This is a genomic window from Kitasatospora sp. NPDC059812, from assembly GCF_042732075.1.
Taxonomy (GTDB): Bacteria; Actinomycetota; Actinomycetes; order Streptomycetales; family Streptomycetaceae; genus Kitasatospora.
In genome coordinates, this window is sequence record NZ_JBHWIO010000086.1 from 6341 (window position 1) to 17852 (window position 11512).

General features: G+C 74.6%; 10 protein-coding genes. 4 read left to right on the plus strand and 6 right to left on the minus strand.

Annotated elements, in window-relative coordinates; all coding sequences use genetic code 11:
• Positions 1–153: 153 nt before the first annotated feature.
• From ACFV6D_RS31285 to ACFV6D_RS31305, 5 genes are all read right to left on the minus strand, one after another.
• Entirely contained in the window at positions 154–1206 is a 1053-nt protein-coding gene (locus ACFV6D_RS31285) for a hypothetical protein (protein WP_380562131.1), read from the minus strand.
• A gap of 174 nt (positions 1207–1380) precedes the next feature.
• Positions 1381–2961: an alpha-amylase family glycosyl hydrolase gene (locus tag ACFV6D_RS31290; protein WP_380562133.1), complete on the minus strand. Its 1581-nt coding sequence runs from the start codon at positions 2959–2961 to the stop codon at positions 1381–1383.
• 194 nt (positions 2962–3155) lie between these two features.
• On the minus strand, positions 3156–3782 hold the full coding sequence (locus ACFV6D_RS31295; RefSeq protein ID WP_063350231.1) for a bifunctional 4-hydroxy-2-oxoglutarate aldolase/2-dehydro-3-deoxy-phosphogluconate aldolase: 627 nt from the start codon (positions 3780–3782) through the stop codon (positions 3156–3158).
• A 26-nt stretch (positions 3783–3808) separates the two neighbouring features.
• Complete coding sequence (locus tag ACFV6D_RS31300; RefSeq protein ID WP_380562135.1) at positions 3809–5428, minus strand: amidohydrolase family protein; 1620 nt, start codon at positions 5426–5428, stop codon at positions 3809–3811.
• On the minus strand, positions 5428–6729 hold the full coding sequence (locus ACFV6D_RS31305; RefSeq protein WP_380370398.1) for an amino acid deaminase: 1302 nt from the start codon (positions 6727–6729) through the stop codon (positions 5428–5430). Before ACFV6D_RS31305 ends, ACFV6D_RS31300 begins: the two co-directional genes overlap by 1 nt.
• A 126-nt stretch (positions 6730–6855) precedes the next feature.
• On the opposite strand from ACFV6D_RS31305, the gene ACFV6D_RS31310 reads away from it, so the two are divergent.
• The 3 genes from ACFV6D_RS31310 to ACFV6D_RS31320 are packed head-to-tail and all read left to right on the plus strand — an operon-like array spanning position 6856 to position 9198.
• Positions 6856–7959 (plus strand): sugar kinase, encoded by a 1104-nt coding sequence (locus ACFV6D_RS31310; RefSeq protein WP_380428993.1) that lies wholly within the window; start codon positions 6856–6858, stop codon positions 7957–7959.
• Between the two features lie 37 nt (positions 7960–7996).
• Positions 7997–8746: an IclR family transcriptional regulator gene (locus ACFV6D_RS31315; RefSeq protein WP_380562137.1), complete on the plus strand. Its 750-nt coding sequence runs from the start codon at positions 7997–7999 to the stop codon at positions 8744–8746.
• 26 nt (positions 8747–8772) lie between these two features.
• Positions 8773–9198: a RidA family protein gene (locus ACFV6D_RS31320; RefSeq protein WP_380562139.1), complete on the plus strand. Its 426-nt coding sequence runs from the start codon at positions 8773–8775 to the stop codon at positions 9196–9198.
• 78 nt (positions 9199–9276) lie between these two features.
• Here ACFV6D_RS31320 and ACFV6D_RS31325 read toward each other — a convergent pair whose 3' ends face one another.
• Complete coding sequence (locus tag ACFV6D_RS31325; RefSeq protein WP_380562141.1) at positions 9277–10491, minus strand: MFS transporter; 1215 nt, start codon at positions 10489–10491, stop codon at positions 9277–9279.
• A gap of 179 nt (positions 10492–10670) precedes the next feature.
• Between ACFV6D_RS31325 and ACFV6D_RS31330 the strand changes: the two genes are divergently transcribed.
• A complete protein-coding gene (locus tag ACFV6D_RS31330; protein WP_380370405.1) occupies positions 10671–11390 on the plus strand; it encodes a DUF2470 domain-containing protein in 720 nt (239 codons plus the stop codon).
• The last annotated feature ends 122 nt before the right edge of the window (positions 11391–11512 follow it).

The following is an 11512-nucleotide window of genomic DNA, read 5'->3' on the forward strand; positions in this document are numbered from 1 at the left end:
TCTCGCCCGCCGTTCTCCACCACCGCCGCGCGGCGGGCGGCCGCCCCCCCCCCCGCCCCCCCGCGCGCGCGCCCCCGCGGGCGCCGGCGCCCGTCGGTCCCCACCCGGTGCCGATGCCCTCAGCGCCGGATGGAGTACTCACGTGCGGTGCGGTCAGACCGCGACCGCCTCCGCCATCTCCTCCTCGGCCTCCACCGGGCTCTCCACCGCCCGGCGCCCGCGCTCCTCGTGGAGCGCGGCGGCCACCAGCGCGGCCCCGCCCAGCAGCAGCCAGACCACCAGGGTCACGACGTGCCCGCCGAGGCCCGCGCCGCCGTCGAAGTACAGGATGCTGCGCGCGCCCTCCAGGAAGCCGGCGCCGGTCCAGAAGCCGTGCAGCGCGCCGAAGAAGCCATTCTGCAGCTCGGGCCGGAAGATGCCGCCGGAGCTGGTGAAGTTCAGCATCACGAACAGCACCATCAGGGCCAGGGTGGTCCACTTCTTCAGGAAGCTGTGCAGGCCGATGCCGATCAGGACGATGCCCGCCGAGTAGAGCCAGCCGAGCGCCCACACCGCGGCCAGGTCGTGGTCGACCACATGGAAGACCGGTCCGGCGGTGACGATCCCGATCACGCTCACCACCAGCGACACCGCCACGCCGACCAACGCCCGGATCCGCATGCTCAGCCCGGCGCCGGCCGCGCCGATCACGGCGACGCTGGCGTAGGAGCCGATGCTCAGCGCGACCAGCAGGAAGAACAGGCCCTGGCCGGTCGGGTCGCCCTCGGCCGGGGTGGTGAGGTCGGTGACGTGCAGCGGCACGCCCTGCCGGTCGGTGACGTTGCTGAACACCGCCGTGGCGGCCACCGCCGAGGTGTCCGAGTTCCCCTTGGCGACGAGCAGTTCGGGGCTCCTGGCGTCCGGGAGGAAGGCCCCCACCAGATCGCGGTCGCGCAGCTGCTGCTCGGCGGTCGCCCGGTCGGGCAGGGTGCGGACGTCGACCGCCGCCCCGGCCTTGGCCTGGATCGCCTGTGCCAGGCCCTGCGCCTGCGGGGTGGTGCCGACCACGGCGACCTTCAGGTGGTGCGGCTCGGGCTGGTGGAAGGCGCCCTGGTAGGCGAGCGCCATGCCGAGGCACATCAGCAGCGGGGTGATCAGGTGGACGGCGAGGTGCTTGAGCGAGTGCCCCAGGGCGGGCGCTGCGGCGGGGGTCTGGGGTGTGCTCATGGCGTTCGTACCGTCCTCCGGTGGCGTCGAGTGGAGATGAGTGGCAAATGCAACCATCAAGGGTGTCACGTGCACCCACATCAGGTGGTAAATGCAACCATCTATGGATGCAGCTTACAACTATCTGACGCCGATCGAAAGCCGCCCGCCCCAGCGGGGGCCACCGCCGAACGCTCAGGACAGCTCGAACACGCCGTACGAGAAGCCGTCCGCCCGCAGCTCCCCGTCCGCCACCCGCACGCCCCGCACCTCCAGCGGGCGCGCCCCGCCGTGCTCCAGCCGCACCACCCCCGGCTCCCGGCGCGGGTTCACCGCCACCAGGTACCGTCCGGCCCGGGTGTACACCAGCGGGTACCCCGCGCGGCGGACCTCCACCCCGCCGGAGGCGCCCAGCCCCGGATGCGCCCGGCGCAGCGCGATCAGCCGCCGGACGGTGTGCAGCAGCGAGGTCGGATCGGCCCGCTGCGAGAGCACGTCCGGGCGCCGCGGGTCCGGGTCGACGGGCAGGTAGAGGCGCTCGGGCGGCGCGCTGGAGAAGCCCGCCGCCGGCCCGGGCTCCCACTGCATCGGGGTCCGCGAGCCGGCCCGGTTGTACCGCGGGCCGAGCACGCTGCCCTCGACGTCGGGCAGTCCGGGCAGGTAGCGCATGCCGATCTCGTCGCCGTAGTAGACGGCCGGCAGGGTGGGCCAGGTGAACAGGAACGCGAAGGCGGCGGCGAGTTGCCCGTCGGTGCGCGGGCCGGTGGCCAGCCGGGAGAAGTCGTGGTTGGCGGTGGGCAGGGCGATGTGGCCGACGCCCTCGGTCGCTTCGGCGGCGGCGCGCCAGGCGTCCAGGAACACCTGCGGGGTGCCTCGCCCCTCGGCCTCGAAGTAGCACGGGCCCTGCTGCCAGAACTCCTCGACCGTGCCGGCGCCGTTGTTCCACAGCGAGCGCAGCGGCAGGCCGCGGTCGGCGCCGCCGAACTGCAGGAAGAAGTCCGCGTGGAAGCCCGCCGCGACGGCGGCCGCCGGATCGCCCCACTCGGCGAACAGCGCGGCCTGCGGGTGGGCGCGGTCCAGCCAGCCCCGCAGCCCGGTCCACAGCTTGGCGGTCTCCACCAGGCCCGGGTCGTCCTTGACCAGCGAGGAGGCCATGTCGACCCGGAAGCCGGCCAGGCCGAGGCCGAGCCAGTGCGCCATGACGTCGCGCAGGGCCGCCCGGTTGGCGCGCGGGCCCTCGGCGTCCACCGGCTGGCGCCAGGGCTCACCGGAACTGGGGCGCGCGTAGCCGAAGTTGAGCGCGGGCTGGCAGTCGAAGAAGTTCGGCCGGTACCAGCCGGGGCGGCTGCCGGGCGAGGCGACGAAGCCGTCCACCCGCTGGTCGGACCAGATGTACCGGTGGTCGGCCGGGTCCTCGGCGGCGGTCAGGAACCAGGGGTGGCGGTCGGAGGTGTGGCCGGCGACCAGGTCGAGCAGGATCCGGATGCCCTTGCGGCGGGCGGCCTCGACCAGCACGACCAGGTCCTCGGTACCGCCGTAGCGCGGGGCCGGGGCGAGGTAGTCGGCGACGTCGTAGCCGGCGTCGCGGAACGGGGAGGCGAAGCAGGGGTTGAGCCAGACGGTGTCGACGCCGAGCCAGGCGAGGTGGTCGAGGTGCGCGGCGATGCCGGCGAAGTCGCCGATGCCGTCGCCGTCGGAGTCCGCGAAGCTCTGCGGGTAGATCTGGTACAGGACGGCGTCGGCCAGCCAGTCGGGGCCGGGGCGGGGCGAGGTCATGGGGGTGGGTCCTCCTGCCGGATCCGGGGGCCGGGGCCGGGGCTGGGGCTGGGGCTGGGGAGCACGATTCTCGCCCATCCCCGGCCGTCCCGACAGCCCACCGACCAGCCGTCCCTACTACCCGCCGACGGCCGTCCCGACAGCCCCGACAGTCCGCCGACCGCCGCCCCGGCACCCCGCCACCCGCCGGCCCCTCAGGCCCTGGCCACCGCGCACGCCGCGGTGAACGCCCGGGCCCGCCGGGTGATCTCCGCCCAGTCCCCCGCCGCGACCGCGTCCGGCGGCACCACGTCCGTGCCCGCGCAGACCGCGAGCGCGCCGTGCGCCAGGAAGTCGGCGGCGTTGCCCGCGTTCACCCCGCCGGAGGCCACCAGCGGGACGTCCGGGTACGGGCCGCGCAGGTCCTTGAAGTAGCCGGGGCCGAACGCCCGGGCCGGGAAGATCTTCACAGCGGCGGCCCCGAGGTCCACCGCCCGGGCCACCTCGGTCGGGGTGAGCGCCCCGAGCACCACCGGCACCCCGGCGGCCCGGGCGGCCTGCGCCACCTCGGGCCGGCAGCCGGGGGTGACCAGGAAGGACGCCCCGCTCGCGACCCCGCGCTCGGCCTGCTCGGCGGTCAGCACGGTACCCACGCCGACCCGCCAGCCCGCGTCCGCGGCACGCCGCAGGTGCGTCGTCACCTCCGGTGTGGTGTAGGTGAATTCGGTCCAGTTGATGCCGCCGTCGGCGAGCGCGGCGCACAGCGCGGCCGCGTCCGGGATGCGGGGCGCGCGGACCACGGCGATCACCGGGTCGTCCCGCAGGTCGGCGAGGGGGTTCACGGAGGGAGGATTCACGGAGGGGGGATTCACAGGGATCTGGTTCCTCGGTCGGTGCGGCGCAGGGCGCGCCCGGGCCGGGCGCCCGTGGTGCGGCCCTGCCGGACGACGGCGGTGCCGTTGACGTACACGTGCTGGACGCCCTCGGCGGGCAGCCGGGGGTGCTCGAAGGTGGCGGCGTCCCGGACCTTCTCGGGGTCGAGGAGCACCAGGTCGGCGTGGTGGCCGGGGGCGATCCGGCCGCGCCGGTGCAGCCCGAGCCGGGCGGCGGGCCGGCCGGTCATCCGGGCGATGGCCTCCTCCAGCGTCAGCACGCCCAACTCCCGGCTGTAGTGGCCGAGGTAGCGGGGGAAGGTGCCCCAGGCACGCGGGTGCGGCCGGGCGCCGACCAGCAGCCCGTCGCTGCCGACGGTGTGCGCCGGGTGGCGCATGATCGCCCGGACGTTCTCCTCGTGCCCGACGTGCTGGAGGATCGTGGTGGCCAGTTCGTCGCGGCGCAGCAGGTCGAGGAAGACCTCCGTCCCGCTGCGGCCCTGCTCGGCGGCGAGTTCGGCGACGGTCCGGCCGACCGTCCGTGCCAGCTCGGCCGTCCGGACGCCGGAGATCTGGATCGTCGCCCAGTCGGTGACGACGCCGTGGCAGCCGTCGCTGCCCTTCTCCTCCACCTCGTACCGGATCCGCTCGCGGGCGGCCAGGTCGGCGAGCCGGGTGAGTGTCGCTTCCGGGCCGCCCTCGGTGGCCCAACTGGGCAGCAGGGCGGCCAGGGTGGTGGAGCCGGGCAGGTAGGGGTAGCTGTCCAGGGTGAGGTCGACGCCGTCGGCGAGTGCCTGGTCGACCAGTTCCAGCAGTTCGCCGGCCCGGCCCCGGTTGACGCCGAAGTTCATCGTGGCGTGGGTCAGGTGCAGCGCGCAGCCGGTCCGCCGGGCGATCTCCACCATTTCCGCGTAGCCCTCCAACGCGCCCGCACCGTACGAGCGTTGGTGCGGGGCGTGGAAGCCGCCGTAGGCCGCGACCACGGTGCACAGCTCGACCAGCTCGGCGGTGTCCGCGTACATCCCGGGGGTGTAGCTGAGACCGCTGGACATGCCGACCGCGCCGTCCAGCAGGCCCTGCGCCAACTCCTGGCGCATCCGGTCGAGTTCGGCCGGGGTGGGCGGCCGGTTGGCCCAGCCCATGGCGAGCATCCGCAGCGAGCCGTGCGGGACGAGGTAGCAGGCGTTGACGGCGACGCCGGTGCGGTCGATCCGGTCCAGGTAGCCGGCGACGCCGCGCCAGTCCCAGTCGAAGGCCTCCGGATCGCCGTTCCAGCCGGCCAGTTGGCGGCGCAGCGCGGGCAGGGTGGTGTCGTCCACCGGGGCGTAGGACAGGCCGTCCTGGCCGAGGACCTCGCAGGTGACGCCCTGGGTGACCTTGGCCGGGTGCTCGGGTTCGAGCAGCAGGGCGAGGTCGGAGTGGGCGTGCATGTCGATGAAGCCGGGGGCGAGGACCAGCCCGTCGGCGTCCACCACCGTCGGCGCGTCGAGGCCGGGGCCGATCCCGGCGATCAGCCCGTCGGTGATCCGCACGTCCGCCCGGTAACGGTCCGCGCCGGTGCCGTCGACGACGGTGGCGCCCCGGAAGACGGTGTCGGGCGCTCTGCCGCCCGCCATCAGAAGAACGTCCTGACCAGCCCGGTGACCTTCGGCTCGGCCGCGTCGGCGGAGTCGAGCACCGGGATCGCGGTCCACTTGTCGAAGGCCGTGCACGGGTGGGAGACGCCGAGTCGCAGCACCGCGCCGATCGGGGCGAGGTCACCCGCGTCGCGCAGGAAGGCGTGCTGGTCGTTGAGTGCGGTGATCCGGGCCGCAGTGCCGGTCAACTCGGCTCCGCCGCGCACGTGTTGCGGCTCGGGCAGGCCCTCGTCGAAGGGCAGGTCGCGCTTGCCGGCGTCCAGCAGGGCCAGTTGCGGCTCGGGCCGGGACACCACCCGGGCCCAGCCGTGCAGCGCGCTGCGGAACGGCGTGGCGCCGGCGCCCCGGACCAGCGGCGAGATGCCCCGGTAGAAGCCGTCGTCGTGGGCGATGTACGCGCCCGAGCGCAGGACCACGAGGGCTTCCGGCAGGCTTGCGAGTTCCTCGACGACCAGGTCGAAGTAGGCGCTGCCGCCTGCCGTCACGATCGGCCGGGCGTCGTCCGGGTAGGCGCGGGCGAGCCGGCCGTGCAGGTCGGCGAGCGCCTTGAGGTAGCCGCGGACGGTGGCCAGCCCGTCGGCGGTGGCGTCGTGGGCGAGCGCGCCCTCGTAGCCGCCGACGCCCGCGAGGCGCAGGGTGGGGGCGCGCAGCACGGCGGCGGCGATCTCGACGGCCGCGTCGACGCCGCGGGCGCCGGTGCGCCCGCCGGGGCCGCCGAGTTCGACCAGGACCTCGACGGGCCGCTGGGCCCCGGCGGCGCGCAGCGCCTCGTCCATCAGCCGGACGCTCTCGGTGGAGTCCACCCAGGAGACGAAGGCGAACGCCGGGTCGGCGGCCAGTTCGGCGGCGAGCCAGGCCAGTCCGGCCGGGTCGAGCAGGGTGTTGGCGAGCAGGATCCGCTCGACTCCGAAGGCCCGGGCGACGCGCACCTGCGGCAGGTTGGCGAGGGTGATGCCGTGGCTGCCGGCGGCGAGCTGCGCCTGCCAGAGGGCGGGCGCCATGGTGGTCTTGCCGTGCGGCACGAGCGCGACCCCGGCCTTGGCGCACCAGTCGGCCATGGTGCGCAGGTTGTGGTCGAGCGCGGCGCCGTCCAGGGTGAGCAGCGGGGTGCCGAGCCCGGTGAGGGTGGGCCCGGTGGCCAGCCAGTCGCGGACGGAGTGCCCCCAGGCCTCCGGCGGGGCGGCCTTGAACCGCCAGTCGAGCGTCTCGTCGGCGAGGGCCGCCACCGCGCCGTCGTCGATGCCCGGCCCGGTGCCGATGCTTGCGAAGGTCTGCTCCACCGTCTTCCTCCATCTGCCGTGTTGCAACATGTGCAATGAGGGTTGCACATGTTGGCATGACGGTTCTAGCATCGGCGCCGGATCACGGTCAACGGAACGGCCGCCGCAGACGGAGGAGCCCAGCAGATGCCGCGACAGGACACCCCGGGCCCGGCCCGCCCCGGTCCTTCCCCGACGGCCGTGTGCGTGGGCGAGTCCATGGCGGTGCTGCTGCCGGACCGGCCGGGCCCGCTGGAGGCCGTGGAGAACTTCCGGCTGTCGGTCGGCGGCGCGGAGTCCAACGTGGCCGGCGCGCTGGCCGCGCTCGGCGTGCCGACCGCCTGGATCAGCCGGGTCGGCGACGACGGCTTCGGCCGTCGGCTGCTCGCCGAGGTCGCCGCCCGCGGCGTGGACGTCTCGGCGGTCGCCGTCGACCCGCACCGCCCCACCGGCCTGTACCTCAAGGAGGTCGGCGGCGCCACCGGCCACCACCACGACCTCGGCCCCGGCCGCAGCCGGCTGCACTACCACCGGCGCGGCTCCGCGGCCGCCGCGCTCTCCCCCGCCCTGCTGGCCGACCCGGCGGCCGTCCGGCTGCTGTCCGGCGCCCGCCTGCTGCACCTGTCCGGCATCACCGCCGCGCTCTCCGACGACTGCCTGGCGCTGCTGCGCGCCCTGCTCGCCGACCGCCGCCCGGAGCGGACCGTCAGCTTCGACCTCAACTGGCGCCCCGCACTCTGGCACGACCGCGACCCGGCCGTCCTGCCGCCGCTGCTGGACGCCGCCGACCTGCTGCTGATCGGCGCCGACGAGGCCGAGGCCGCGTTCGGCACCGGGGAGCCGGTCGCGCTGCGCCGCCGCTTCGCCTCCCCTGCCACCGTGGTGGTCAAGGACGCCGCCCGGCTGGTCACCGCCCTGGAGCGGGACGGCACGTCGGTGAGCGAACCGGCCCTGGCCGTCGAGGTGGTCGAGGCCACCGGCGCGGGCGACGCCTTCGCCGCCGGCTACCTGGCCGGCACCGTCCGCGGCCTGGACCAGCGCCGCCGGCTGCGGCTCGGCCACCTGAGCGCCGCCTGCGCGCTGACCGCCCACGGCGACCAGGCCGAACTGCCGCCCGCCGCCGTGGTGGCCGCGCTGCTCGACGCCTCGCCCGCCGACTGGGCCGCCACCCGGGTCTCGGTGGAGGGCATCACCGGCCCGGCCGTCCCCGCGGACCGGTCCCGCGGCACCCGGCGGGCCCGGGCACAATGAGCACCAACCCGAGCCCGAACGACCCCGGCGGAGCACGATGAGCCAGACCGTCACCCGCGCCCTGCGCCTGCTCGCCGAACTCGGCGAGGGCGAGCGTTCCCTCGACCAGCTGGCCGAGGTGCTCGGCGTCCACAAGACGACCGTGCTCCGACTGCTCCAGAGCCTGGAGGAGGAACGGTTCGTCTACCGTGACGCCGCCTACCGCTACCACCTGGGCGCCGGCCTGTTCGCCCTCTCCGGCCTCGCCCTGGAACAGCGCGGCGTCCGCCGGATCGCCGCCCCGCACCTGGCCGAGCTGAACGCCACCACCGGCCAGACCGTGCACCTGGCCGCGTACGAGGGCGGCGAGGTCGTCTACATCGACAAGTTCGACTCCCGGCACCCGGTCAGGATGTACTCCCGGATCGGCCTGCGCGCCGCCCTGCACAGCGCCGCCGTCTCCAAGGTGCTGCTCGCCGACCTGCCGCTGCCCGAACGCCGCCGGGTGGCCGCCGGGATCGACTTCACCCCGCACACCCCGCGCACCCTCAGCACGCCCGAGGCGCTGCTCGCCGAGCTGGAGAAGGTCGCCGTCCAGGGCTGGGCGCAGGACCACGCCGAGCACGAGGCGTTCATCAACTGCGTGGCCGCCCCGATCCGGGACGCCAGCGGCCGGGTCGTCGCCGCCGCGTCCATCTCCGTCCCGGACGTCGTCCTCCCCTACGAGCAGGTGCTGGACCTCCTCCCGCAGCTGCTCGCCACCACCCGCGCCATCTCGGCCGACTGCGGCCGCCCGGGCCACAACTGATGAACCGTCAGATCGTAAGGAACCCCATGAACGAGCAGCACCCGACCAACGGCAAGACCGAGATCCGCACCGACGGCGCCCCCGCCCCCGCCTGGATGTTCTCCCAGGGCGTCCGCAAGGGCCCGATCCTCCAGGTCTCCGGCCAGGGCCCGCAGGACCCGGCGACCGGCGAGTACCTGTACCACGACGACGTGAAGGCGCAGACCCGGCGCACGCTGGAGAACGTCAAGGCGATCGTCGAGGCCGGCGGCGCCACCATCGAGGACGTGGTGATGTTCCGGGTCTACCTCACCAAGCGGGCGGACTTCCCGCTGATGAACGAGGTGTACGCCGAGTTCATCGACGAGAACATCAAGCCCGGCGGCGTGAAGCCCTGCCGCACCACGATCTTCGTCGAGCTGCCGCAGGAGCCGATGCTGGTCGAGATCGACGCCCAGGCCGTCGTCGCCTGAAACACCGTCGAGCAGCCCGACCACCGCGAGGGCCCGGACGCGCACCAGGCGTCCGGGCCCTCCGCCGTCCCCCCTCGTTCACCTCCCCGCGGGCACGCCCTGCTCGGCCGGGGCACCCGAGCGCGCCACGACCCGCCCCTCGCCCGCCGCGCCGCGCCGGTCCAGCGCCGCCGCGAACACCGTCACCCCGAGGGCGACCGCGGTGAGCAGCCCGCCCACCCAGTTCGGCGCGCCGTAGCCGAGGCCGCCGGAGATGACCAGTCCGCCGAGCCAGGCGGCGAGCGCGTTGCCCAGGTTGAACGCGGCGATGTTGGCGGCCGAGGCCAGGGTCGGCGCGCCCGCCGCCTGGTCCATGACCCGCTTCTGCAGCGGCGCGACGGTCGCGAAGCCGAACAGCCCGATCAGCGGGATGAGGACGATCGCGGCCGGCTTGCTGTGCGCGGCGAAGGTGAAGGCGAACAGCAGCACCGCGAGTACCGCGAGGATCACGGTGAGGCTGCGCATCAGCGCGCGGTCGGCGAACCAGCCGCCCAGCAGGTTGCCGACGAACAGGCCGACGCCGAACAGGAAGAGCAGCCAGGTGACGCTGCTCGGGGCGAAGCCGGCCAGTTCGGTCATCATCGGCGTGATGTAGGTGAACATCGCGAAGATGCCGCCCCAGCCGAGCACGGTCATGGCGAGCGCGAGCCAGAGCCGCAGGGTCCGGAAGACGGCCAGTTCGGGGCCGAGACGGGCGGCGCCGGTCCGCGGCTGGACGGGCACCAGCGCCGCGATTCCGGCGAGGCCGAGCAGGCCGAGCCCGGCGACGACGTAGAACGTGGAGCGCCAGCCGAAGTGCTGGCCGAGCAGGGTGCCCATCGGGACGCCCAGCACGTTGGCGGCGGTGAGGCCGGTGAACATCAGGGCGATGGCGCCGGCCCGCTTGTGCGGGGCGACCAGGTCGGCGGCGACGACCGAGCCGATGCCGAAGAACGCGCCGTGCGCGAAGGCGCTGACGATCCGCCCGACCATCAGCAGCCCGAAGGCGGGGGCGACGGCCGCGATCAGGTTGCCCACCACGAACAGGCCCATCAGCGTCAGCAGCATGCCCTTGCGGGGGGCACGGGTGCCGAGGATGGTGAGCAGCGGGCCGCCGACCACGACGCCGAGCGCGTAGCCGGAGATCAGCAGACCGGCGGTGGGGATGGCGACCGAGAAGTCGCCGGCGACCTCGGGCAGCAGGCCCATGATCACGAACTCGGTGGTGCCGATGCCGAAGGCGCTGATCGCCAGCGCCAGGAGCGCGAGGGGCATGAGGGACCGCTTTCCAGAGAGAACCATTGCGCATGCAACTACCGGCGTCGACAATACGAGACATCCGCAGATACTTGCAAGCGCTTTCTATCCCCGACGGCAGCGACCTCGGCCACGCCACTTGCCACACCCCCGAGCGGAGATTAGGTTAGGCTCACCTAACTAACTGGAGGTCCGTCATGAGCCTGCCCGCCGGCGACGCCGAGGTGCCCGAACCCACCACCGCCGAGCGGGTCCAGAGCCTGCTCAGCGCGACCTCCTCGCTCACCGTCCGCGCCTGCGGCGAGCACCACGACCTCGACACCCCGGTCTCCGTCCACGGCTCCCGGCTGCGCCTGCGCGCCCCGCTGGGCGACCCGCTCGCCACCGCCGCCGCCCGCGCCACCGACGGACTCGCCGTCGTCCTGGACGTCACCGACATCTCCCCCGTCGCCGTCCGCGACCGGATCCGCGCCCGCCTCACCCTGGCCGGCCGACTGCACCTGGCCCACCTCGCCGACGACGGCCTCAGCGTCCACCTGCGCGTGGACGTCGCCCACGCCGTCCTCTCCACCCCGTACGGCACCGGCGCACTCACCGCCGGCGACCTCGCCCACGCCGCACCCGACCCGCTGGCCCGCTACGAGGCCGCCATGCTCACCCACCTCGCCGACGACCACGCCGACGCCCTCGCCGTCCTCACCCGGCTGCTCGACCCGGACCTGCTCGCCCAGCACCCGGAGGTCCGCCCGCTCGCCCTGGACCGCCACGGCCTGGTCCTGCGCCTGGACCACCCGCACGGCCACCGCGACGTCCGCCTGGTCTTCCCCGAACCGGCCGCCGACACCGAGGACTTCGGGCAGCGGATGCACGAGCTGCTGACCGCCGCCCAGCACGGGCTGCCCGCCCACCGGATCTGAACCGGCCCACCAACGCGCCTGACGTATCGTCAACTTGCCCCGAGGGCACCCGAAAAGGTCCGGAAACGACAGCGGCCGGGGGCGGGGGGGGCGGGGGGAGGTGGGGCGGCGGCGGCGGCGGG

Bases quoted from the DNA above. Each gene is read 5' to 3' on its own strand.
- ACFV6D_RS31285 (WP_380562131.1), bottom strand. From the start codon at position 1,206: ATGAGCACACCCCAGACCCCCGCCGCAGCGCCCGCCCTGGGGCACTCG.
- ACFV6D_RS31290 (WP_380562133.1), bottom strand. From the start codon at position 2,961: ATGACCTCGCCCCGCCCCGGCCCCGACTGGCTGGCCGACGCCGTCCTG.
- ACFV6D_RS31300 (WP_380562135.1), bottom strand. From the start codon at position 5,428: ATGGCGGGCGGCAGAGCGCCCGACACCGTCTTCCGGGGCGCCACCGTC.
- ACFV6D_RS31310 (WP_380428993.1), top strand. From the start codon at position 6,856: ATGCCGCGACAGGACACCCCGGGCCCGGCCCGCCCCGGTCCTTCCCCG.
- ACFV6D_RS31315 (WP_380562137.1), top strand. From the start codon at position 7,997: ATGAGCCAGACCGTCACCCGCGCCCTGCGCCTGCTCGCCGAACTCGGC.
- ACFV6D_RS31320 (WP_380562139.1), top strand. From the start codon at position 8,773: ATGAACGAGCAGCACCCGACCAACGGCAAGACCGAGATCCGCACCGAC.
- ACFV6D_RS31325 (WP_380562141.1), bottom strand. From the start codon at position 10,491: ATGCCCCTCGCGCTCCTGGCGCTGGCGATCAGCGCCTTCGGCATCGGC.
- ACFV6D_RS31330 (WP_380370405.1), top strand. From the start codon at position 10,671: ATGAGCCTGCCCGCCGGCGACGCCGAGGTGCCCGAACCCACCACCGCC.